The organism is Micromonospora sp. 067-2, from assembly GCF_046549295.1.
Taxonomy (GTDB): domain Bacteria; phylum Actinomycetota; class Actinomycetes; order Mycobacteriales; family Micromonosporaceae; genus Micromonospora.
In genome coordinates, this window is the sequence record NZ_JAJPWB010000003.1 from 158,140 (window position 1) to 180,535 (window position 22,396).

Genomic DNA, 22,396 nt, shown 5'->3' on the forward strand with positions numbered 1-22,396 from the left:
ATCGGCGCGAAGCGGACCGGTCAGGGTCGCAGGTCGAGGCGGATCACCAGGTCGAGCAGGGCGAAGACGAACAACGCGATGCCGACGAAGCCGTTGGCGGTGAAGAAGGCCCGGTTGACCTTGCTCAGGTCGGTCGGGGTGACCACCAGGTGCTGGTAGCCGAACGCGACGGCGGTCAGCGCCAGGCCCACCCACCAGAGCCAGCCGAACCCGACCAGCGCCCCGAACCAGACGAAGAGCCCGAAGGTCACCACGTGCGCCACGGTGGAGGCGTGCAACGCGAAGCGTCGACCGTACCGGGCCGGCACGCTGTGCACGCCGATCTCCTGGTCGATCTCCGAGTCCTGACAGGCGTAGATCAGGTCGAAGCCGCCGATCCACAGCCCGACGGCCGCGCCCAGCAGCCAGGCCGGCCAGGAGCCGTGCAGGGTGCCGGTGACGGCGAGCCAGGCGCCGACCGGCCCGACCGCCTGGGCCACCCCGAGGATGGCGTGCGGCCAGTTGGTGAACCTCTTGGCGTACGGGTAGACCACCAACGGCACCACGGCCAGCGGCGCCAGCACCAGGCAGAGCGGGTTGAGCAGGGCGGCGGCGGCCAGGAAGACCACCAGCGCGACGGCCGCGCCGGTCCAGGCCGTCCGCACGCTCACCGCCCCGGTGACCAGTTCCCGGCCCGCGGTACGCGGATTCCGCGCGTCGATGCGCCGGTCGAGGATCCGGTTGGCGGCCATCGCGAACGTCCGCGCACCGACCATCGCGACGGTGATCAGCAGCAGGTCGAGCCAGCGCACCCGCCCGCCGTTGACCTGCATCGCGGTCAGCGCCGACAGGTACGCGAAGGGCAGCGCGAACACCGAGTGCTCGATCGCCACCAGCTTGAGGAAGGACTTCACCCGGCCCGGATTCTCGGCCGGCGCGTCGATGACCGCCATCAGATGCCGTACTCCTTCCAACGCTTGTCGACCAGCGAAACCACCTCGGGCGCCATGGTCATCTCCTCCGGCCAACCGCGGGTGTAGCCCTCGCCCACCAGCTTGCGGGTCGCGTCGACGCCCACCTTGCCGCCCCAGAACTGCTGGTAGGACGAGTGGTCGAGGTGGTCCACCGGACCCTCGGTGAGCAGCAGGTCGCGCGCGTAGTCGACGTTGCCGAAGGCGCGGAACGCGACCTCGTTGTAGTCGTGCACATCGCAGTCCTCATCGACGATCACGATCAGCTTGGTCAGCGACATGAGGTGCGCGCCCCAGATCGCGTTCATCACCTTCTGCGCGTGCTTGGGGTAGCGCTTGCGGATCGACACGATCGCGCAGTTGTGGAAGACGCCTGCGGCCGGCAGGTCGTAGTCGACGATGTCCGGGATCAGCAGCTTGAGCAGCGGCTGGAAGATCCGCTCGGTGGCCTTGCCGAGGCCGTGGTCCTCCTGCGGCGGCTTGGAGGTGATGATCGAGTGGTACACCGGCTTGCGCTGCATGGTCATCGCCTCGATGTGCAGCACCGGGAACGGCTCGACCGGCGTGTAGAAACCGGTGTGGTCTCCGAACGGCCCCTCGGGCAGCCGCTCGCCGGGCTCCAGATAGCCCTCCAGCACGATCTGCGCGTGCGCCGGCACCTGCAACGGCACGGTCAGGCAGTCGACCATCTCGACCCGCTCACCACGCAGGAATCCGGCGAACAGGTACTCGTCGATGTCACTGGGCAGGGGAGCGCTGGCCGCGTACGAGACGACCGGGTCGCAGCCGATCGCGACCGCGACCGGCAGGCGCTGCCCGAGCCGCTCGGCGACCGCGTGGTGGGCCGTCGAGTCCTTGTGGATCTGCCAGTGCATGCCCAGGGTGTTGCGGCCGTGCTGCTGGAGCCGGTACAGGCCGAGGTTGCGCTTGCCGGTCTCCGGGTGCTTGGTGTGGGTCAGCCCGTAATTGTGGAAGATCCCGCCGTCGCCGGGCCAGACCTGCAGGCCGGGCAGCCGATTCAGGTCGACGTCCTCGCCCCGGTAGACCACTTCCTGGCAGGGCGCGGTCTTCACCTTGCGCGGCGGCACCGACCTGAGCTGCATGACCTTGCCCAGGCCCTCGCGGATGCCGGACCAGCCGACCGGCAGCTCCGGCTTGATCAGCGCGCCGATCCGGGCACCGATCTCGTCGAGCGAGTCGACGCCGAGGGCCATCGCCATCCGCTTCTCGGTGCCGAACAGGTTGATCGCGATCGGCATCTCGCCCCGGGTCGGACGCTCGAAGAGCAGCGCCGGCCCGTCGGCGCGGACCGTGCGGGTGACCACCTCGCTGATCTCCAGGGTGGGGTCGACCGGCACGTCGACGCGGCGCAGCTCCCCCGCGCGCTCCAGCGCCGCGAGGAAGTCCTTGAGATCGGTGTACGGGAAGCCACGAGCCGCCATGTCGCCCAGTCTCCCGCACCGGGTCCCGGGTGACCCAGGCCGGGTGGTGTGACGCCCGCGATGGCCGGGGCCGGCGTGGGAGGCAGTGCCCTCCATCCGGCGGGCGTGGCGAACGGTTGAGTGGGTACCCGGGCAGCCTGCGGACGGAGGCGCCGATGGGCGGGCAGCGGGTTCCGGCGGGTTTCACCGAGCAACGAGCGCGGGTCGGCCAGATCGCGATGAACTACGTCCGTGGCGGCAGCGGTCCGCCACTGGTACTGCTGCACGGGTATCCGCAGTGCTGGCACATGTGGCGGCACCTGCTGCCGGAGTTGGGCCGCTCCTTCGACGTGGTCGCGCCCGACCTGCGGGGCTTCGGGGACAGCGACGCTCCGGCCGGCGGGTACGACAAGAAGACGGTCGCCGCCGATCTGCACGGGCTGCTCGACCAGCTCGGCCTGGCCAGTGACCTCCGGATCGTCGGGCACGACCTGGGGACCATGGTGGCGTACGCGTACGCCGCCGCCCATCCGCAGCGGGTGAGCCGGTTGGTGCTCAGCGAGGCCCCGATCCCCGACGAGAGCGTCTACACGTTTCCCGCGCTCACCTCGGCCGGGCCGGGGGTGTGGAACTTCGGCTTCTTCTCCATCGGCAACGGGCTTCCGGAGGAGTTGGTCAGTGGGCGGGAGTCGCTCTGGGTCGACCGGTTCACCGACGCCCTGATGGTGCGCAAGGGCAGCATCGCCGCGCCCGACATCGAGGAGTTCGCCAGCCACCTGCGCGACCCGGCGCATCTGCGGGCCAGCTTCGCCTACTTTCGCGCGTTCGATCGGGACCTCGCCGACAACGCGACGTACCGGGCCACGAAGCTGACGATGCCGGTGCTGGCCGTCGGTGCGGCGGCCAGCCTCGGTGGGCAGGTCGCCGAACAGGTTCGCCGGTACGCCGACTCGGTCCGCGGCGAGGTGGTCGAGGACTGCGGGCACTGGCTGTACGAGGAGCGCCCGGACGAGATGCTCGCCCTGCTGCGCGACTTCCTCGGGGCGGCCTGAGCATTCCGCCAGGCGAGGGTCAGTCGAGGCCGCCGTACGAGTGCAGGCCGGTGAAGAAGATGTTCACGCCGAACAGGTTCATCAGCATGGTCAGGAAGCCGAGCACGGCGAGCCAGGTGGCCACGTTGCGCTTCACGGTGGGAGTGGCGCGGGCGTGCAGGTAGCCCGCGTACACCACCCAGGAGATGAACGCCCAGGTCTCCTTCGGGTCCCAGCCCCACGGCCGCCCCCAGGCCGCCTCGGCCCAGATCGCCCCGGCGATCACCGCGAAGGTGAAGATCGGGAAGGCGAAGGCGTGCAGCGCGAAGGTCAGCCGCTCCAGGCTGACCGCCGCCGGCAGCCGCTTGGCCAGGGTGTACGGGAAGCTCCGCTTGCCTCGCTCGTACCCGGCGCGCATCAGGTAGCCGACCGCCGGCACCGCACCGAGCAGGAAGATGCCGGACGCGAACACGATGGTCGAGACGTGGATGACGAACCAGTACGAGTTCAGGGCCGGCACCAGCGGAACGATCGGCACGTAGAGCACCAGCTCGGCGGTGGCGACCAGCAGCACCATCACCAGGGTGAGGAACAGCCCGAGCTTGCGCAGCGAGGGCCGCTTCCAGAGCACCACGAGCCAGGCCGCGACCCCGATGAACGTCACCGTGAGCACGAACTCGTACATGTTGCCCCAGGGCATCCGGTCGGCGGCGAGACCGCGGGTGACCAGCGCCGCGAGGTGCAGCCCGGCGGCGAGCGCGGTGGCGCCCACCGCGATCAGGCCGGCGAGCCGGGCCCGGTGCGCGGGGCGCTCAGCCTCGACCGTCGACACGACCGGCGCGGGCGGTGCCGGAATGGCGCCGCCACCGGCGCCCACCAGCTCACGGACGGGAGGCGCGGCAACCCGGGTACGGGCGTTGCCGAGCGCGTACTCCACGGCGTGGCTGATCATCGCGACCAGGTACACCAGGGTCGCGAAGAGCACCAGATTGTCGGAGAGTGCGGACATCACTCGGTCCCTTCTCGCGCGCCGCCCCGGTCACTGACCGCCCGTTCCTCGCCACGAACGGCGGCTACGAGCTGGGCGAACTCGTCGGCGAACCCTGGATAGTCGGTACGCGGCAGGCCACCAACCTCCACCAAGCTACTACCGCCCGTCGGAGATCCTTCCGCGGGGTCGGTCGGCAGCACCCGGAAGAAGATCCGTCGGCGCCGCCCGAACAGCGAGCCCATCAGCCCGACCAGCAGGAACCCGCAGCTGATCAGCAGGATCGTCGAGCCGGGATCGTGTCGGACGGAGAGGGTGACGTACCGCTCGGTGCCGAGGAACTCGACCTTGCTGCCGTCGTCCAACGTCCAGGTCTCGCCCTTACGGAGCAGCTTGGTGCCGACATCCTTGACCTTGCCGGTCCGCACCTGCCGCTGGTCGAGCTGGTAGATCGAGCCGGGGATGCCGGCGTCCAGGCCGAGGTTGCCCCGGTAGGCGACCAGGTTCAGCGCCGGGTTCCGCTCGGTCGGGTACTCGGAGCGGGCGAACGGCCCCTGTTGCGGCGCGGTGGGCAGGTAGATGCCGGTGAACGCCATCTGCTCGTTCGGTGCGCGCTGGCCGGTGGCCGGGTCCATGTTCGCGTCCGGGAAGGCGGCCAGACCCTCGCTGGTCAGGCCCATGTCGCCGGTGGTGAGGAACGGCTCGTCGCTGACCTGACTGTTGCCGAAGCGGTCGGTGTAACGGATCACCGGCGCGTACCCGTGGCCGAGCAGGTAGACGCTCGCCCCGTTCAGCCGCAGCGGCGAGTTGACCGAGAAGTCGGCGCTGCGGGTCGGCTCGTCGGGGCCGTCGACGGTCACCGTGGCCTTGAAGAACTCCGGTTGGCCCGACGGCAGGAACCGGGCCTGGAAATCGTCCAGCCGCAGGCAGAAGCGGGGCAGGTCCGCGCTGTCCACCCGCGGGCCGAGCTTCGCCTCGGCGAACTGCTGACGGGTGTTGCAGAAGGTGTTGTCAGCGCCAGCCACCAGCAGGCGGTTGCCGCTCCAGCCGTACCAGGAGCCGAGCGCGACGCCGATCAGCACGGCGATCAGCGAGAGGTGGAACAGCAGGTTGCCGGTCTCCTTGAGGTACCCCTTCTCGGCGGAGACCTCGTCGCCGCGGACCTCCACCCGCCAGCGCCGCTTGCGCAGCACCTCGGCGATCGCCGACGCGCCACCGACCGGCGCGGGCAGCACGGCGTGCTGTGGCAGCCGCTCCAGCCGCTTCGGCGCGGCCGGCGGCCGGGACCGCAGTGCCCGGAAGTGGTCGCGCAGCCGGGGCGTGATGCAGCCGATCAGGGAGCTGAACAGCAGCAGGTAGATCGCGGAGAACCAGACCGAGCCGAAGACCTCGAACGCCCCGATCGAGTCCAGCCGAGGGGCCAGGTCCGGGTGGTTGACGAAGTACTCGTTGACCCTCTCCGGGCTGATCCCACGCTGCGGCAGCACCGAGCCGGGGATCGCGGCGACCGCCAGCAGGAAGAGCAGGATCAGCGCCGTACGCATGCTGGTGAGCTGCCGCCACGAGTTGCGCAACAGGGCCAGCAGCCGGTTGGGCCGGCGCCGGGGCGCGGGTGCCGTGGTCTCCGGTCGGTCGTCCAGGACCGTCATCAGATGCTCACCTCGCCCACTCCGACGGTGGTCTGCAACCAGATCACGAAGCTCTGCCACCCGCCGGTGACCAGCGCGAGGCCGATCAGGAGAAGCAGGGCGCCGCCGACCCGGGTGACCCAGCGGCTGTTACGCCGAACGGCGCGGAAGACCCCGAGCAGGCGCTGGAAGCCCAGCCCGAAGACGACGAACGGTATCCCCAACCCGAGGCAGTACGCCACGGCGAGCACCACGGCGCGGTCGCTCTGACCGGACGCGGTGGCCATGCCCATCACCGCGCCGAGGGTGGGACCGGTGCAGGGCACCCAACTGAGCGCGAAGACCGCGCCGACGACCGGTGCGCCGAGCAGACCGGCCGACGGCAGCCGGGAGATCCGGAACTCCCGTTGCAGGGCGGGGATCATCCCGAGATAGCCCAGACCGAGCACGATGATCAACACGCCGATCACGATTTCCAGCTGCCGCTCGTAGTCGAAGAAGACCCGGCCGACGCTGGCGAACAGGATCGCGGTGGCCACGAAGACGACGGTGAAGCCGGCGATGAAGAGCAGCGTCCCGGCGAGCACCCGTCCCTTGACCGCGCCGACCCGCGCGACCCGATTCCGAACCGCGACACCGCCGGTGGCGCCGCCCGGCGCGGGATCGTCCACCGGCCGCCTGCCGTCCAGGTCGGCGCCGGCGAGGCCGGTCACGTACGAGAGGTAGCCGGGCACCAGCGGGAGCACGCACGGGGACAGGAAGCTCACCAGGCCGGCGAGCGCCGCCGCGCCGATGGCGAGCAGCAGCGGCCCGCTCAGGGCCAGCTCCCGGAAGGTCTCGCCCATCAGCGGGACGCCGGTTGCTCGGCGGCGATCCGCTCGACGATCGGTTGCAGACCCTCCTGCTTGACCGCGGCCCGGATCACCGCGGCGATCCGGCCCTCCCGGTCGAGCACCACCGTCGCCGGGATGCTGTTCGGTGGGATGTCCAGGGCCAGCGCCAGCTTGCTCGGCGGGTCGAAGAGGCTCGGATAGGTGACCCGGCCCTCCTCGAACGCCTCGGCCTTGTCCCGCTGATCCTGGATGTTGGCACCGAGGAAGGTCACCCCGGAGCCCTTGGTGGCCTGGTAGACGGCCTCCAGGTCGTCCGCCTCGGCGCGGCACGGCGCGCACCAGGAGGCCCAGAAGTTGAGCACCACCACCTGACCGCGCGCCTGGCTGACGTCGTAGCTGCCGCCGGCGAGCAGCTCCCCGGCGAGCTTCGGGGGTGCCGAGCGCTCATCCGGTGCGCATTCGATGACCCCGTCGGAGGTGGTCGTGCAGGTCTTCTCCCGGCCCTGCGACGTGCAGCCGACCAGCGCCACCGCGGCGACGGTGGCGAGCAGACCCGCGGTCCACCTCCGGGAGTTCATGTCAGGCCCCCTTGGCCGTCCGGGCGGTCGCGGAGAGGGCGATCAGGTGCGCGGCCGGTTCGCTGTAACCGATGCCGACCACCTTGGCGCCGTCGAAGTGCAGCGAGGTGAGGCTGGCCAACCCGCACTGCCGCTTGCGCGGGTCGTGCCAGAGACGCTTGCGTTCGACGTAGCGGCGCAGCGTCCAGATCGGCAACTGGTGCGAGACCAGCACCGCCTCACGCCCCTCGGCGGCGACCCGGGCGGCGTGCACGGCGGCGAACATCCGCTCGGCGATGGCCTGGTAGGCCTCACCCCACGACGGGGTCACCGGGTCGCGCAGCACCCACCAGTTGCGCGGGTCGCGGAACGACCCGTCACCCGGGGACACCTTCTTGCCCTCGAACCAGTTGGCGCTCTCGATCAGCCGCTCGTCCACCCCGACCGGCAGCCCGAACTGGGCGGCGATCGGCTCCGCGGTCTGCTGGGCGCGCTCCAGCGGGCTGGCCACCACGTGCACGACCTCCCGCTCGGCCAGCCCCTGAGCGGCGGCCTTGGCCATCTGCACGCCAAGCTCGGACAGGCGGAAACCGGGCAGCCGACCGTAGAGGATCCGGTCGGGGTTGTGCACCTCGCCGTGCCGCAGCACGTGGACCACCGTCTTGCTCACCGCCGCACCCCCTTCGTTCGCGACTGCGGGGCTCGCAGAACCGGCTCACTCCTCGCGCTCACCACTACCCCCCGTGACCAGCCGCCGCCGCCGCGTTCGCCGCCGTCGGCAGCGCGGCGGCGATGTGCTCCAGAGCGGCGTCGTCGATCGCCGCCGACACGAACCACGACTCGAACGCGCTCGGCGGCAGGTACACGCCGGCGGCGAGCATCGCGTGGAAGAACGCCTTGAACGCCGGCACCTGCTGGGTGCGGGCGCTGTCGTAGTCGACCACGTCGGCGTCGGTGAAGAAGATCGAGAACATGTTTCCCGCGTACGACAGCCGGTGCGGGACGCCGGCGGCGGCCAGCGCGTCGGCGGCGAGCTTGCCCACCACGGCGGCCGTCTCGTCGAGCCGGCGGTACAGCGCGTCGTCGGCCAGCCGCAGGGTGGCCAGGCCGGCGGCGCAGGCGAGCGGGTTACCGGAGAGCGTGCCGGCCTGGTAGACCGGGCCGGCCGGGGCCAGCCGCGCCATGATCTCGGCACGCCCGCCGAAGGCCGCGGCGGGCAGGCCACCACCCATGACCTTGCCGTACGTCCACAGGTCGGCATCGGACGCGTCGAGGCCGTGCCAGCCGGCGCGGGAGACCCGGAACCCGGTCATCACCTCGTCCACGACGAGCAGCGCGCCGTGCGCGTGCGCGATCCGGGCGAGCTGGGAGTTGAAGTCGTTCCGCGGGGCGACCACGCCCATGTTTCCGGCGGCGGCCTCGGTGATCACCGCGGCGATGTGCGGACCCTCGGCGGCGAAGGCCTCCTCGACCGCCGTGATGTCGTTGTAGGGCAGCACGATCGTCTCGCTGGCAGCCGCGCCGGTGACGCCGGGCGAGTCGGGCAGGCCCAGGGTGGCCACGCCGGAGCCGGCGGAGGCGAGCAGCGCGTCGACGTGCCCGTGGTAGCAGCCGGCGAACTTGACGATCTTGGAGCGGCCGGTGAAGCCACGGGCCAACCGGATCGCCGACATGGTCGCCTCGGTGCCCGAGTTGACCAGGCGGACCTGCTCCACCGGCGTCCGGTCGACGATCTCGGCGGCCAGCTCCACCTCGGCGGGGGTGGGGGTGCCGAAGCTGGTGCCCCGGGCGGCGGCGGCCTGCACGGCGTCCACCACCTCCGGGTGGGCGTGCCCGAGGATCAGGGGACCCCAGGAGCAGACCAGGTCGACGTAGCGGCGACCGTCGGCGTCGTACAGCCACGGGCCCTCGCCCCGGACCATGAAACGCGGGGTGCCACCAACCGCCTGGAAGGCGCGCACGGGGGAGTTCACCCCGCCCGGCACGAGAGCGCGGGCGCGGTCGAACAGGGCCTCGGAGGCCGGCGCGTCGGCCGGGTAACGGCCAGATCCGGCGGGAAAGGTGTCGGTCACGATGCCACCATTGTGTCAGCGCCGGCCGGTCAGGCCGCAGCCACCCCGGGCCGGGGTTACCCGGCTCACGCGCCTCGGGTGCCCGGCAGCGGCACCGGCAGGCGGCTCGCGACCTCGACAGGCCGGGCCGCCCGGATCGCGATAGGCTGACCGGGTGGATCGTGCCGAACTGTCCATCACGCTACACCGAACGGGCGACGAAGCAGTGCTGCGCCTGGCCGGTGAGATCGACATGCTCACGGCCGCCCAGCTCTCCACGGTCGTCAACGAGGTGCTGGCCGACCCGCCCCCGAAGATCGTGCTCGACCTGGGCGGTGTCACCTTCTGCGACTCGCAGGGCCTGGGCACCCTGGTCGTGCTCAGCCGCAAAGCCAGCCACGCGCAGAGCCTGCTGATGCTCACCCACGTGGGCGACTTCCTCATCCGCGTCCTGGACATCACCGGCCTCCGCAGCGCCCTGATGATCCGCAACGACCAACCCACCGGCTGACCCCCCTCCGGCGGGGGGTCAGGCGGTGGGGAGGTTGCGGGCTTGGAGGGTCTTGAGGGCCAGGGTTAGTTGGGCGGCGGCCAGGGTTGTGAGGGCGACCAGGGGGGTTGGGGTCCAGGTTCGGGCCAGGACCTCAGGTGTGTGGGTGAACGGGGAGAGGTCCAGCGCCCAATGGTTCAGCTTCAGCACCGCGCCTAACTGACCGAGCAGCAGGCACCCGGCGAGCACCACCCACGCGCCGGCCGAGAACCGGGGCAGCCAGCCGACCAGTAGCGCCGCCAGCGCGGCCAGCACCCAGGTCGCCGGCACCTGGGCCAGGGCTGCGCCGAACAGCCGGGGCAGCTCGCCACCGACGTCACCGACGCTCAGGCCGTACGCCAGCCCGGCGGCGAGACCAGTCACCGCCAGCACCACCGCCGGGCCGAGCAGCGCGAAGGCCAGGTGTGCCGCCAGCCACCGCGACCGGCTCACGGCCGTGGCCAGGATTGGCTCGGCCCGCCCGGCCTTCTCCTCCGTCCGCGCCCGCAGCGCGGCCTGGATGCCGTACCCGGCAGCCGCCAACGCGGTCAGGCTCAGCGTCCCACCGAGGTACGCCTCGGCCAGCGCGGAGCTGCCGCCGAGCCGAGCCAGGATCTCGGCGATCTGCCGGTTGCCCTGCACGGCGTCGCCCGCCGCGTCCGCCGCCCCGCCGAGCACCAGGCCGAGCAGCCCGAAGCCGACGGTCCAGCCGAGCAACTGACCGCGATGCAGCCGCCAGGCCAGCCCGAACGGGCCGGCCAGCCCCGCGCCGGCGCCGGCCGGGCCCAGCCGCGGCGGAAACACCCCGGCGCCGACATCCCGACGAACCGAGACGGGGTACGCCACCAGCGCGATCACCGCGCTGAACAGCACCGGCAGCAGCAGCACCCACCAACGCTCGCCAGCGAAGGCCCGCCCCCGGGCCGCCCAACCCAGCGGGGACAGCCAGCTCAGCCACTCCGCGCGTCCGCCGGCCCCGCCGGACCCCCCGGCGTCACCGGCCAGCCGCAGCACGAAGGCCAGCCCGAGCACACCCAGACCGATCCCCCGAGCGCCGCCCGCGCTCTCGGTGAGCTGCGCGGCCAGCCCACCGACCGTGGCGAAGCCGACGCCGGTGAGCGTCACCCCGGCACCGAAGAGCGCCGCACCCACGCCGGGCAGGCCGGCGGCGACCAGGCCGGCGGCGGTGAGCAGCCCGAGCAGCACATCCGCGGCGTACGTCACCAGCAGCGCGGCGGTCAGCCCGGCGTACCGGCCGAGCACGGTCGCGCCGAGCAGCTCCCGCCGGCCCGCCTCCTCCTCCGTCCGGGTGTGCCGTACCACGGTGAGCACGCTGATCAGCGCGACGATCAACGCCAGGAGACCGGCCCGCTGCACGGTGAGCGCGCCGACACTGTCGCCGTACACCGGGCCGAGCAGGGCCACGATCGACGGATTGCTCGCCGTACCGGCCAGATAGCTGGCCCGCTCGGCGGCGGTCGGGTACAGCTCGGCGTAGGTGGCGGCGTAGCTGGCCGGCAGCGCGGCCAGCAGCAGGATCCAGATCGGCAGCACGACCCGGTCCCGGCGCAGGATCAGCCGCACCAGGTGCCGGGTGCCGGTGAACGCGGTCATGCGGGCACCTCGGCCTGGTAGTGCCGCAGGAACAGCTGCTCCAGTGTGGGCGGTTGGCTGACCAGGCTGCGTACACCGATGTCGGTGAGCCGGCGCAACGCGCTGTCGAGCGCCGCGTTCTCCACGTCGAAGCGCACCCGGGTCCCGTCCACCCGCAGGTCGTGCACGCCGGCCAGCTGGCCGAGCCCGTCCGCCGGGCCGGTCAGGTCGGCCTCGATCGAGGTGCGTCGCAGGTGGCGCAGCTCGCTCAGGGTGCCGGTCTCCACGTCCCGACCGCCGCGGATGATCGTCACTCGGTCGCAGAGCGCCTCGACCTCGGCCAGGATGTGGCTGGACAGCAGCACGGTCCGACCGTCGGCCTTCGCCCGGCGGACCCAGTGCTGGAAGACCTCCTCCATGAGCGGGTCCAGGCCGGAGGTGGGCTCGTCCAGGATGAGCAGTTCGACGTCCGAGGCGAGAGCGGCCACCAGGCCGACCTTCTGCCGGTTGCCCTTGGAGTACGCGCGCCCCTTCTTGCGCGGGTCCAGCTCGAACGACTGCAGCAGCTCGGCCCGCCGGGCCGGGTCGAGGCCGCCGCGCATCCGCCCGAGCAGGTCGATGACCTCGCCGCCGGAGAGGTTGGGCCAGAGCGTCACGTCACCCGGCACGTACGCGAGCCTGCGGTGCAGGGCCACCGCGTCGCGCCACGGGTCGCCACCGAGCAGGCGGACGGCCCCCGCGTCCGTCCGCAGCAGGCCGAGCAGCGCTCGGATGGTGGTCGACTTGCCGGCGCCGTTCGGGCCGAGGAAGCCGTGCACCTCGCCGGCGTGGACGGTCAGGTCCAGGCCGTCGAGCGCCCGGGTCCGACCGAAGGTCTTGACCAGGCCGGACACCTCAATGGGACTATCCATGTATCGGAAGCTACACTCGTTTCACAAAGTTGTGAAGACAGTGGAAGTCAGGGCACCATCGGGTCCCACGCGAGAGGCAGGAGACACCGCCATGGCAGCCGTCGACGGCCACGATCCGGTGCATCTCTTCGTCGAGCGGATGGCCCTGACCTTCGCCGAGGTCGGTTTTCCACGAATGGCAGCACGGGTTCTGTTCACCGTCATGAGCGCCGACGACCCGCTCACCGCCGCCGAGATCGGCGAGCGGCTCGGGGTGAGCGCGGCGGCGGTCAGCGGCGCAGTCCGCTACCTCACCCAGTTCCGCATGCTGATCCGTGAGCCGGTCCCCCGCTCCCGCCGGGACCGCTACCGCATGCCGGACAACCCCTGGTACGAGGCGACGATCACCAAGACCGGGCTCTACAAGACGTTCATCGACGCGGCCGAGGGCGGAGTGGCCGCCCTCAACGGCCCCGATACGACCGCCGGCGAACGGGTGGCCGAGATGCGGGACTTCTTCCTCTTCGTGCAGGAAGAGATCGACTCGTTGGGCGAGCGGTGGCGGGCGCGTCGAGCCGCCACCGGCCATGTCCGGCCCGGCGAGGACTGAGCACCCCCGTCAGGCGGTGTTGCCCCAGCGGGCGTGTTCGAGCAGTCGCACCGCCCGGTCCCGGGCCTCCGGCTCGTCGGACCGGAGCAGGGTCGTGGCCTCGTCCACCGCATCGGTGAGCCGTCGCCACTGCGTGTCGCGCTCCCGTACCAGGTCCGACTGGGCTGCCAGCTGCCGTGTCTTCACCCACAGCTCGACGAAGACCGACACCTTGGCCCGCAGCACCCACGGGTCGAACGGCTTGGTGAGGTAGTCGACCGCGCCCACCTGGTAACCGCGAAGAGCCAGCTGGGCGTCCCGGTCCGCGGCCGTGAGGAAGATGATCGGCACGTGTCGGGTCCGCTCCCGGCGCTTGATGTGGCCGGCAGTCTCGAAACCGTCCATGTCCGGCATCTGCGCGTCCAGCAGGATCACCGCGAAGTCGTCCACCAGCAACTGCTTGAGCGCCGCCTCGCCACTCTCCACCGCCACCGACTGGACGGGCAGGCCCTGGAGGATGGCCTCCAGGGCCATCAGGTTCTCCCGCCGGTCGTCCACGAGCAGCGCCTTGGCCAACTGGGTCACGAGGTCTCCTTGGTCCGGCTGCCGCTGATCCAGGACGACATCAGCTCGATCAGATCGTCCAGGTCGACCGGCTTGGTGATGTAGTCGCTGCCGCCGGCCGCAAGTGCCGACTCGCGGTCCCCCGGCATCGCCTTCGCGGTCAGGAAGACGACCGGCAGGTCGGCGAACCGGTGGTTGCGGCGGATCTGGCGCGTGGTCTCGTACCCGTCCTGGTCCGGCATCATGGCGTCCATCAGCACGATGTTCACCTCCGGGTGCTCGGCCAGCAGGCGGACACCGTCCGCTCCGTTGTCCGAGTACAGCACGGTCATCCCGTGCAGCTCCAATGCGCTGGTCAGGGCGAAGACGTTGCGCACGTCGTCGTCCACGATCAGCACGGTCGACCCGTCCAGCTGGCGGGTGGCCGGCGCCTCCGGTCGCGCCGGCAGCAGCTCGATCGGCGGCATCAGCAGCGACGACGGCAGCCCGGCGCGCTGCGCGGACGGCAGCTGGGGCGCGACCACCGCGTCCGGGGCCAAGACCTGCGGTACGAACAGGGTGAAGGTCGACCCCTGCCCGGGCGCCGACGACACGGTGATGGTGCCCCCGATCAACCGAGCCAGGTCACGGCTGATCGACAGGCCCAGGCCGGTGCCGCCGTAGCGGCGGCTGGTCGTCCCGTCCGCCTGCTGGAACGCCTCGAAGATGATCGACAGCTTGTCGTCGGAGATGCCGATCCCGGTGTCGATCACGGTGAAGGCGATCACCTGCTGGGCGTTGGTCAGCGCCGGCACGTCGAAGATCGCGTTCTCCGCCGCCGGGGCGATCCGCAGTGTCACCGCGCCGTTGTCGGTGAACTTCACCGCGTTGGAGAGCAGGTTGCGAAGGATCTGCTGCAACCTCTGCGCGTCGGTGACCAGCGCCGGCGGCAGATCCCTGCTCACCCGTACCTGGAAGTCCAGGTTCTTCTCCTCCGCCTGCGGGGCGAAGGCCTGCTCGACGTAGCCACGAAGTTCGGCGAACCGGAGTTCGGTCGGCTCGACGTCCATCCGGCCCGCCTCGATCTTGGACAGGTCCAGGATGTCGTCGATCAACCGGAGCAGATCGGAACCGGAGCCGTGGATCGTCCGTGCGAACTCGATCTGCTTCGGGCTGAGGTTCTGCTCCGAGTTCTCGGCCAGCAACCGGGCCAGCAGCAGCAACGAGTTCAGCGGCGTCCGCAGCTCGTGGCTCATGTTGGCCAGGAACTCCGACTTGTACGCCGAGGCCCGGGTGAGCTGCTGCGCCTTCTCCTCCAGGCCGAGCCGGGCCAACTCGATCTCCCGGTTCTTCGTCTCGATGTTGCCCTTCTGCTCGGAGAGCAGGGTCGCCTTCTCCTCCAACTCGGCGTTGGTGCGCTGCAACTCCGCCGACTGCTCCTGCATCTCGTGCGCGAGCCGCTGCGACTGGGCCAGCAGTTCCTCCGTACGCCGGTTGGCCTGAATGGTGTTGACCGCGATGCCGATCGTGAGCACCAGCCGCTCCAGGAACGACAGGTGCAGTTCGGAGAAGGCCGCCACACTGGCGAACTCGATCACCCCGAGCAACTCCCCCTCGAACAGCACCGGGAGCACCACGAGGTCGGACGGAGGCGTCTCGGCCAGGCCGGAGCGCAGGGTGAGCCGACTGTTCGGTGAGGCGCTGACCCGGATCGTCCGGCGGGAGAGCGCCGTCTGCCCGACCAGGCCCTCACCCGGGCCGAAGGTGACGTCGTGGCCCCGAGCGACGTATCCGTAGGAGGAGGTCAGCCGCAGCCGCATGCTGCCGTCGAAGTCGTCGGCCAGGAAGAAGGCGCCGAGCTGGGCGTCGACCAGCGGGGTCACCTCGGTCATGATCATGCGGCAGACCTCGCCGAGGTCGCGCTGGCCCTGCAACAGGCCGCCGATCCGGGCCAGGTTCGAATCCAGCCAGCCCTGCTCGGCGTTCTTCTTGGTCGTCTCCCGGAGGGTGACGATCATCTGGTTGATGTTGTCCTTCAGCTCGGCGACCTCGCCCTGCGCCTTGACCGCGATTCGTTGGGTCAGGTCACCCCGGGTCACCGAGGTGGACACCTGCGCGATGGCCCGCAGCTGGGTGGTCAGGGTCGAGGCGAGCTGGTTGACGTTCTCGGTCAGGTCACGCCAGGTGCCGGACACGCCCTTCACCTGCGCCTGACCACCGAGCTTGCCCTCGATGCCGACCTCACGGGCGACCCGGGTCACCTCGTCGGCGAACGACGACAGCTGGTCCACCATCGTGTTCACCGTCGACTTCAGCTCCAGGATCTCGCCCTGCGCGTCCACCGTGATCTTCTGGCTCAGGTCGCCCTTGGCCACGGCGGTGGTCACCGAGGCGATGTTGCGGACCTGGCCGGTCAGGTTCGACGCCATCGAGTTGACGTTGTCGGTCAGGTCACGCCAGGTGCCGGAGACACCCTTCACCTGCGCCTGACCACCGAGCTTGCCCTCGGTGCCCACCTCACGGGCCACCCGGGTCACCTCGTCGGCGAACGACGACAGCTGGTCCACCATCGTGTTCACCGTCGACTTCAACTCCAGGATCTCACCCCGGGCATCCACCGTGATCTTCTGCGACAGGTCACCCTTCGCCACCGCCGTGGAGACCTGGGCGATGTTCCGCACCTGGGCGGTCAGGTTCGACGCCATCGAGTTGACGTTGTCGGTCAGGTCGCGCCAGGTACCGGCGACGCCGCGCACCTGGGCCTGACCACCGAGCTTGCCCTCGGTGCCCACCTCACGGGCCACCCGGGTCACCTCGTCGGCGAACGACGACAACTGGTCCACCATCGTGTTCACCGTCGACTTCAACTCCAGGATCTCACCCCGGGCATCCACCGTGATCTTCTGCGACAGGTCACCCTTGGCCACCGCCGTCGTCACCGACGCGATGTTGCGGACCTGGCTGGTCAGGTTCGACGCCATCGAGTTCACGTTGTCGGTCAGGTCACGCCACGTACCGCTGACGCCCTTGACCTGCGCCTGACCACCCAGGTTGCCCTCGGTGCCCACCTCACGGGCCACCCGGGTCACCTCGTCGGCGAACGACGACAACTGGTCGACCATCGTGTTGACGATGCTCTTCAACTCCAGGATCTCGCCCTGGGCATCCACCGTGATCTTCTGCGAGAGGTCGCCGCGCGCGACGGCCGTGGAGACCTGGGAGATGTTGCGGACCTGGCTGGTCAGGTTGCCGGCGAGCTGGTTGACGTTCTCGGTGAGGTCGCGCCAGGTGCCGGAGACCCCCCGCACCTGGGCCTGGCCGCCGAGCTTGCCCTCGATGCCCACCTCACGGGCCACCCGGGTCACCTCGTCGGCGAACGACGACAACTGGTCGACCATCGTGTTGACGGTGTCCTTCAGCTCCAGGATCTCGCCCTGCGCCGCCACCGTGATCTTCTGCGACAGGTCACCCCGCGCCACCGCCGTGGAGACCTGGGCGATGTTCCGCACCTGGGCGGTCAGGTTCGACGCCATCGAGTTGACGCTGTCGGTCAGGTCCTTCCAGGTGCCGGCCACGTTCGGCACCTCGGCCTGGCCACCCAGCTTGCCCTCGGTGCCCACCTCGCGGGCCACCCTGGTCACCTGCTCGGCGAACAGCCGCAGCGTGTCGGTGAGGTAGTTGATGGTGTGCGCCAGCTCGGCGACCTCACCCTTGGCCGACACGGTGATCTTCTGGGACAGGTCCCCCTTGGCCACGGCCGTGGACACCTGTGAGATCGACCGCACCTGGTAGGTGAGGTTCGACGCCATCGTGTTCACCGAGTCGGTGAGGTCCTTCCAGGTGCCGGCGACGCCCCGGACGTCGGCCTGGCCGCCCAGCTTGCCCTCGGTGCCCACCTCACGGGCCACCCGGGTCACCTCGTTCGAGAACGAGGACAGCTGGTCGACCATCGTGTTCACGGTGCGGCCGATGCGCAGGTACTCACCGCGCAGCGGCCGCCCGTCGATCTCCAGGGCCATGTGCTGCGACAGGTCGCCGTCCGCGACCGCGACGATGACCCGGGCGATCTCGGTGGTCGGCCGGCCCAGGTCGTCGATCAACGAGTTGATCGCCCGCTGCCCCTCCGCCCAGGAGCCGTCCAGCCCCTCGTCGTCCAGCCGCTCGGTGAGCCGGCCGTCCCGACCGACGATCCGGCTGATCCGCCGCAGGTCGAGATACTGCCGCTCCTGGAGCGAGACCACCTCGTTGAAGGCGTCCGCCACCTCACCGGCCGTGCCGGCGCGGCGGGGCAGGCGAACCTTCAGATCGCCGTGACGGACCCGTCGCAGCGCCTCGGTCAACTCGTCGAGGAGCGCCTCGTGGTCGGGCGCGGACGGATCCGCCACCGACTGCTTCGCCGTGGTCATGATTCCTCGCTCAACTCGGGGGGCCGCCGGCCCGTTCGGACACGCCGGCTCCCCATATTGTGCCCGCGCGAGCCGCAGTGCCAGGGTGCGCGACCCGCCGGTTGGCCCAGCACACACGCAGATCCGCGCGATGAAGACCGATCCGGTACGCCGCGTCGCACACCTCGCCCGGGTGCCACACCAGCTGTCGACGGCCCGATCCGGCACATGCCGAGAGGGATCCCCCACTCCGGCGCTGGTTCAGCTGAGGTGCCCTTCCGTCGCGCGGGCCGCGCGATGCCCGATCGGGTTGGCACCCGGCCCGGCGACGGTGGAGGATACGAGGGTGTCAGCCGGGGCGGGGCCCGCGACGGCCGGGGCCCGCAACGGGGCGGTCCGGCGTGTCCGCCTGCCCGCAGACCGCCGTACGCCCGCCGCCGCCCGTGCCGTCGTCCGCTCGGTGCTGACCGAGGCGGCCCTCGACGAACTGGCCAACGAGGCCCTGCTGCTCACCACCGAGCTCACCACCAACGCCGTCGAACATGCCCGCACCGAACTGGACATCGAGGTCGTCGCGGACGAGGTCGGGCTGTCCGTGACCGTCTCCGACTTCGCGCCCGGAACGGGCGACGAGCTGACCGTCGGCACCCGCAACGACACCACCGAGATCGACGAGGTCTCGGAGCGGGGGCGGGGGCTGCTGCTGGTCGACCACTTCGCCAGCCGTTGGGGCACCACGTACCTGCCCACCGGCAAGGGTGTCTGGTTCCGGATCGACCGCCCCGGCGGAGACCCGCCGGAGGGGGCCAGCGCCGGCGGCACGTCGACGTCGGCCGGCCCCGGTGCCGCCGTCGACAGCTCCGCGCCGAGCGCCGGCGCGATGAGCGAACTCATGCAGACCGCACCCGACGTGTACGCGGACGACCCGCTGCCCGACTTCGCCACCAGCCTGCTCAGCCGGGTCGGCGAGATGGTGGGCGCGGCCGGTGGCACGATCCGCCTGGACCGGGGCGACGGGCAGGGTCCCCAGGTGCTGGCCCGCTTCGGCCGGCAACCCCGCGCCGACGGTGAGCTGCTCAGGGTGCCGCTGACGGTGAACCGCCCGTACGCCGGAGAGCTGGAGCTGGACGCGGCGCCGTCGGCGTACGCCCGGCCGCTGGCGGTGCTCACCGCCGAGCGGCTCTCGCTGCACCTGGAGAACGACCGGCTGCGGCGGGCCGACGTACGCCGGCAGGCGTGGTTGACCTTCCTGGCCGAGGCGAGTGAACTGCTGGCCCAGTCGCTGGACGTCGAGCTGACCATGGCTCTGATCCCGCAGCTGGTCGTGCCCCGGCTCGGCCAGTGGTGCGCGGTGCACACCACCGACGAGTGGGGCCGGCTCCGGTTGGCGGCGGCCACCCACGCCGACGAGTCGGTGCTTCCGCAGCTGCACAAGGTGCTGGCGGAGACCGATCCGGACTCGATCCAGGCCCGGCTGCGTGAGGCGTCCCGCAGTGCGGCGCAGATACCGCTCGGTGGACCGATGGAGGGTTTCGCGGTCCCGTTGATCGCGCGCGGGCAGCGGCTCGGCACCCTGGCGGTGGGGCGGCACCAGCGCCACCGGCACGACCCGGACGAGGTGGCGGTGCTGGAGGACGTGGCCCGGCGGGCCGCGCTGGCCATCGAGAACGCCCGGATCCACGCCGAGCGCCGCCGGGTGGCGCAGACGCTCCAGCAGTCCCTGCTGCCACCCGTGCTACCGCTGGTCGACGGGATCGGTTTCGCCGCCGAGTACGTCCCGACCGGCGACGACGCGGAGGTGGGCGGCGACTTCTACGACGTGGTGCCACTGCCCGACGGGCGCTGGCTGGTGGTGATCGGGGACGTCTCGGGCAAGGGCGTCCAGGCGGCTGCGGTCACCGGGCTGGTTCGCGACGTCATCCGGGTGCTGGTCGGCGACGGCAAGCCGCTGCCGGAGGCGCTGGCCCGGCTCAACGAGACACTGGTCGAGCGGGGCGGCGGCCGATACTGCACGCTGGCCCTGGCGGCGGTCGGGCCGGGCGACGGCGACCGCCTGGACGTCTCGCTGCACCTGGCCGGGCATGACCGGCCGGTGCTGCTGGCCGGGGCGGGCGGCGCCGGTTTCGTCGGCATCGGGGGCACCGCGCTGGGCCTGCTCGACACGATCACCTCGCCGACGGCGGCGATCACCCTCGCCCCGGGTGACTCTCTGATCTTCTACACCGACGGGGTCACCGAGCGGCGGCGCGGCCGGGAGCTGTTCGGCACCGACCGGCTGCGGGACGCGGCCGCGCCTCTGGCCGGCTACTCGGCCGACGTGGTGGCCGCCCGTCTGCGTGCCGCCGCGATCAACTTTTCGGTCGAGCGGCCCCGGGACGACATCGCCATCCTCGTCGTCCGCAACGACGCGACCTGACCGCACGGGCCCTCGCCGTACCGGCGGGCCGACTAGATTGACGGCCATGCCGAGTGTTGTGCAGGCAGCGTCGTCCTCCCGGCCGGCGATCCGAGCGTTGATCGTTGGGCAGTTGGCGTTTCTCGGGGCGTTCCTCGTCGTGCTCCTGCTCTACCTGAGCCGGATGGCGGTTGCCGGGGTCGGCTCGGCCGAGATGCTGACGGGCGCCTACGACCCCAAGGACGTCATCCCGTTCGGCGACCACGCGCTCAACCCGTTTTTCTGGCTCTACGGTGTGGTGGCGGTGCTCTATCTGGCGGGAGAGACGCTCGGGCCGCCGCTGGCGCTTGTCGCGGTGGTGCTGGTCGCCCGCAAACGCGCTGTCCTGCCCAGGACGAGCCGGGTGCTCCTGCTGGCTGGCGCGGTGGGCCTGCTGCTGGTGCTGGTGGTCCGGTTCACGCCACTGCTGGCGGACATGCGCCAGTGGTGGTTGGACTGACCGCTCGGCTATAGCGGCGCGCCTGCGTGATCACGGCCCCGCCCGTCACGGCACGCCCGACTCACAGCCCTCCGGGTAGGCGGCCGGGGGCGAGCCGATGCTCCGGGTCGAGGTGCTCCTTGGCTGCTCGCAGCCGGGTCAGGCCGGCCAGCTCACCCCACAGGTCGACGGCCTGCCGCACCGGGGCCGGCGCGGACACCACCACGCAGCGGCCCTGTCGGGCCAGCAGGACCCCACGGACGGCGGCCAGAATGGACGCCACCCGGTCGGCGGGCATCGCGCCGGGCAGCGCCGCGTGGACCACGCCCAGCCCGGCGGAACCCCGCACCGGCACCGGGGCACCGGCCGCGTCGCGCAACGCGTAGACAGCGGCGTGCAGGTCGCTGATCGGCACCTCCAGTCGCAGCGCCGTGTCGCCGGGTGCGAACGGGTAGCGGCGCCACCACGGCGGTGGGGAGTGCGTGACGGTGGCTTCGCCGTGTAGCAGGCCGACCAGTCGCTCGGCGCGCTCCGTGACGTCGGCCGGCCCGCCCTCGAGCAGCACCACCAGGCTGCCCGCCCGGGACGGGGCGCCGGCCCGCCCGGACATCGAGGGGTGGCGCTCCCGGGCGGTGGCCCCCGGGTGGCCGGGCGGGTAGGGCGACCGGGGCCTCGGTGCCCCACCCGGCAGGTCGAGCTCGATGGCCGCCGGCTCCAGTCGTGCGGCGAGGATCATCCGGACCAGGTCGTGCACCTCCAGCGGCGTCCACACCGGCCGGGACACCCAGAGCCGGCTGGCCGGGACCGGCTGCACCCGCAGGCTCGCCGAGACCAACACGCCGAGCGCGCCCTGCGAGCCGCAGAGCAGCCGGGCCAGGTCGAGGCCGGGCGCGCCGCCGCCGGCGCTGACCAGCTCACCGTCGGCGCCCAGATAGCGGACGCCGAGGAGCTGGTCGCAGGGGCTGCCGTGGCGGTGTCGCAGCGGGCCCGCCTCACCGGCGGCGAGCACCCCGCCCAGGGTGGCACCGGGCGACGGGGCGTCCACGGCCAGCCGCTGCCCGGTGCGCTCCAGCGTGGCCTGCACCGCCCGCAGCGGGGTGCCGGCACCCACCTCGACCACCGGCGCGCCGACCGGCTCGTGACCGATGCCGGCCAGCCGGCCGGTGTCGAGCATGATGTCGACCTGCACGGGCGTGGCACCCCAGTCGATCTTGGTGCCGGCGCCCCGGGGCACCACTGACAGGTCGTGTGTGGCGGCGAGCCGCAGGACCTCGGCCGCGGCGTGCGGACCACCCGGCACCGCCACCCAGCGGGCCGGTCGCCCGGCCACCTCGTCGGCCGGCCCACCCTGTCGAGCGAACGGGGGACCACAGATCGCCGTCAACCGCCGGGTGATCTCGAGAGCCGCGGACCGACCGAGGGAGTGCGCTGCTGCCGCCATGTCGGCCATCGTACATGTGTTCGAATGCGGTGGTGGCGACTATCGGGATGCCGCTGGTCCGGCACACCGGGCGGGCCGGCCGGTAACGTGGCGC

The 22,396-nt window shown here is 71.4% G+C and carries 18 protein-coding genes; 5 read left to right on the forward strand and 13 right to left on the reverse strand.

What is annotated here, in order from left to right; translation table 11 throughout:
• Positions 1-20: 20 nt before the first annotated feature.
• On the reverse strand, positions 21-932 hold the full coding sequence (gene mqnP, locus ACLJN9_RS07410; RefSeq protein WP_410810349.1) for a menaquinone biosynthesis prenyltransferase MqnP: 912 nt from the start codon (positions 930-932) through the stop codon (positions 21-23).
• A complete protein-coding gene (locus tag ACLJN9_RS07415; protein WP_410810350.1) occupies positions 932-2,392 on the reverse strand; it encodes a menaquinone biosynthesis decarboxylase in 1,461 nt (486 codons plus the stop codon). Before ACLJN9_RS07415 ends, mqnP begins: the two co-directional genes overlap by 1 nt.
• Before the next feature lie 155 nt (positions 2,393-2,547).
• On the opposite strand from ACLJN9_RS07415, the gene ACLJN9_RS07420 reads away from it, so the two are divergent.
• Complete coding sequence (locus ACLJN9_RS07420) at positions 2,548-3,423, forward strand: alpha/beta fold hydrolase (RefSeq protein WP_410810351.1); 876 nt, start codon at positions 2,548-2,550, stop codon at positions 3,421-3,423.
• Between the two features lie 19 nt (positions 3,424-3,442).
• Here ACLJN9_RS07420 and ccsB read toward each other — a convergent pair whose 3' ends face one another.
• From ccsB to hemL, 6 genes are all read right to left on the reverse strand, one after another.
• Positions 3,443-4,411 (reverse strand): c-type cytochrome biogenesis protein CcsB, encoded by a 969-nt coding sequence (ccsB, locus tag ACLJN9_RS07425; RefSeq protein ID WP_410810352.1) that lies wholly within the window; start codon positions 4,409-4,411, stop codon positions 3,443-3,445.
• Complete coding sequence (locus ACLJN9_RS07430; RefSeq protein WP_410810353.1) at positions 4,411-6,039, reverse strand: cytochrome c biogenesis protein ResB; 1,629 nt, start codon at positions 6,037-6,039, stop codon at positions 4,411-4,413. Before ACLJN9_RS07430 ends, ccsB begins: the two co-directional genes overlap by 1 nt.
• Positions 6,039-6,863, reverse strand: a complete 825-nt coding sequence (locus ACLJN9_RS07435) for a cytochrome c biogenesis CcdA family protein (protein WP_410810354.1) — start codon at positions 6,861-6,863, stop codon at positions 6,039-6,041. Before ACLJN9_RS07435 ends, ACLJN9_RS07430 begins: the two co-directional genes overlap by 1 nt.
• Positions 6,863-7,429, reverse strand: coding sequence for a TlpA family protein disulfide reductase (locus ACLJN9_RS07440; RefSeq protein ID WP_410810355.1), 567 nt, complete (start codon positions 7,427-7,429; stop codon positions 6,863-6,865). Before ACLJN9_RS07440 ends, ACLJN9_RS07435 begins: the two co-directional genes overlap by 1 nt.
• Position 7,430: 1 nt before the next feature.
• Positions 7,431-8,078: a histidine phosphatase family protein gene (locus ACLJN9_RS07445; protein WP_410810356.1), complete on the reverse strand. Its 648-nt coding sequence runs from the start codon at positions 8,076-8,078 to the stop codon at positions 7,431-7,433.
• 64 nt (positions 8,079-8,142) lie between these two features.
• Positions 8,143-9,480, reverse strand: coding sequence for a glutamate-1-semialdehyde 2,1-aminomutase (gene hemL / locus ACLJN9_RS07450; protein ID WP_410810357.1), 1,338 nt, complete (start codon positions 9,478-9,480; stop codon positions 8,143-8,145).
• Positions 9,481-9,634: 154 nt separating this feature from the next.
• Here hemL and ACLJN9_RS07455 point away from each other — a divergent pair, with 154 nt between their 5' ends.
• Positions 9,635-9,970, forward strand: a complete 336-nt coding sequence (locus tag ACLJN9_RS07455) for an STAS domain-containing protein (protein WP_088951070.1) — start codon at positions 9,635-9,637, stop codon at positions 9,968-9,970.
• 18 nt (positions 9,971-9,988) lie between these two features.
• Here the strand turns inward: ACLJN9_RS07455 and ACLJN9_RS07460 are convergent, their stop codons facing one another.
• A complete protein-coding gene (locus tag ACLJN9_RS07460) occupies positions 9,989-11,602 on the reverse strand; it encodes an ABC transporter permease (RefSeq protein WP_410810358.1) in 1,614 nt (537 codons plus the stop codon).
• Positions 11,599-12,492, reverse strand: a complete 894-nt coding sequence (locus ACLJN9_RS07465; RefSeq protein ID WP_410810359.1) for an ATP-binding cassette domain-containing protein — start codon at positions 12,490-12,492, stop codon at positions 11,599-11,601. The genes ACLJN9_RS07460 and ACLJN9_RS07465 overlap by 4 nt, the downstream gene beginning before the upstream one ends.
• A 91-nt stretch (positions 12,493-12,583) precedes the next feature.
• Between ACLJN9_RS07465 and ACLJN9_RS07470 the strand changes: the two genes are divergently transcribed.
• Positions 12,584-13,081 carry a GbsR/MarR family transcriptional regulator gene (locus ACLJN9_RS07470; RefSeq protein WP_410810360.1) on the forward strand — a complete coding sequence of 166 codons (498 nt, stop codon included), beginning with the start codon at positions 12,584-12,586 and terminating at the stop codon, positions 13,079-13,081.
• 9 nt (positions 13,082-13,090) lie between these two features.
• On the opposite strand, the gene ACLJN9_RS07475 is transcribed toward ACLJN9_RS07470, so the two are convergent.
• Both ACLJN9_RS07475 and ACLJN9_RS07480 read right to left on the reverse strand, forming a co-directional pair.
• Positions 13,091-13,645, reverse strand: coding sequence for a two-component system response regulator (locus tag ACLJN9_RS07475; protein ID WP_410810361.1), 555 nt, complete (start codon positions 13,643-13,645; stop codon positions 13,091-13,093).
• Complete coding sequence (locus ACLJN9_RS07480; protein WP_410810362.1) at positions 13,642-18,009, reverse strand: HAMP domain-containing protein; 4,368 nt, start codon at positions 18,007-18,009, stop codon at positions 13,642-13,644. Before ACLJN9_RS07480 ends, ACLJN9_RS07475 begins: the two co-directional genes overlap by 4 nt.
• Before the next feature lie 325 nt (positions 18,010-18,334).
• Between ACLJN9_RS07480 and ACLJN9_RS07485 the strand changes: the two genes are divergently transcribed.
• Together ACLJN9_RS07485 and ACLJN9_RS07490 are read left to right on the forward strand one after the other, a co-directional pair.
• The gene (locus ACLJN9_RS07485; RefSeq protein WP_410810363.1) at positions 18,335-20,404 is read left to right on the forward strand and encodes a SpoIIE family protein phosphatase; all 2,070 of its coding nucleotides are present in this window, start codon (positions 18,335-18,337) and stop codon (positions 20,402-20,404) included.
• 46 nt (positions 20,405-20,450) lie between these two features.
• On the forward strand, positions 20,451-20,882 hold the full coding sequence (locus ACLJN9_RS07490) for a hypothetical protein (protein WP_410810364.1): 432 nt from the start codon (positions 20,451-20,453) through the stop codon (positions 20,880-20,882).
• Between the two features lie 61 nt (positions 20,883-20,943).
• Here the strand turns inward: ACLJN9_RS07490 and ACLJN9_RS07495 are convergent, their stop codons facing one another.
• Entirely contained in the window at positions 20,944-22,302 is a 1,359-nt protein-coding gene (locus ACLJN9_RS07495; protein WP_410810365.1) for an FAD-binding oxidoreductase, read from the reverse strand.
• Between the last annotated feature and the right edge of the window lie 94 nt (positions 22,303-22,396).

Bases quoted from the DNA above. Each gene is read 5' to 3' on its own strand.
- mqnP (WP_410810349.1), bottom strand. From the start codon at position 932: ATGGCGGTCATCGACGCGCCGGCCGAGAATCCGGGCCGGGTGAAGTCC.
- ACLJN9_RS07415 (WP_410810350.1), bottom strand. From the start codon at position 2,392: ATGGCGGCTCGTGGCTTCCCGTACACCGATCTCAAGGACTTCCTCGCG.
- ACLJN9_RS07420 (WP_410810351.1), top strand. From the start codon at position 2,548: ATGGGCGGGCAGCGGGTTCCGGCGGGTTTCACCGAGCAACGAGCGCGG.
- ccsB (WP_410810352.1), bottom strand. From the start codon at position 4,411: ATGTCCGCACTCTCCGACAATCTGGTGCTCTTCGCGACCCTGGTGTAC.
- ACLJN9_RS07430 (WP_410810353.1), bottom strand. From the start codon at position 6,039: ATGACGGTCCTGGACGACCGACCGGAGACCACGGCACCCGCGCCCCGG.
- ACLJN9_RS07435 (WP_410810354.1), bottom strand. From the start codon at position 6,863: ATGGGCGAGACCTTCCGGGAGCTGGCCCTGAGCGGGCCGCTGCTGCTC.
- ACLJN9_RS07440 (WP_410810355.1), bottom strand. From the start codon at position 7,429: ATGAACTCCCGGAGGTGGACCGCGGGTCTGCTCGCCACCGTCGCCGCG.
- ACLJN9_RS07460 (WP_410810358.1), bottom strand. From the start codon at position 11,602: ATGACCGCGTTCACCGGCACCCGGCACCTGGTGCGGCTGATCCTGCGC.
- ACLJN9_RS07465 (WP_410810359.1), bottom strand. From the start codon at position 12,492: ATGGATAGTCCCATTGAGGTGTCCGGCCTGGTCAAGACCTTCGGTCGG.
- ACLJN9_RS07470 (WP_410810360.1), top strand. From the start codon at position 12,584: ATGGCAGCCGTCGACGGCCACGATCCGGTGCATCTCTTCGTCGAGCGG.
- ACLJN9_RS07480 (WP_410810362.1), bottom strand. From the start codon at position 18,009: ATGACCACGGCGAAGCAGTCGGTGGCGGATCCGTCCGCGCCCGACCAC.
- ACLJN9_RS07490 (WP_410810364.1), top strand. From the start codon at position 20,451: ATGCCGAGTGTTGTGCAGGCAGCGTCGTCCTCCCGGCCGGCGATCCGA.
- ACLJN9_RS07495 (WP_410810365.1), bottom strand. From the start codon at position 22,302: ATGGCGGCAGCAGCGCACTCCCTCGGTCGGTCCGCGGCTCTCGAGATC.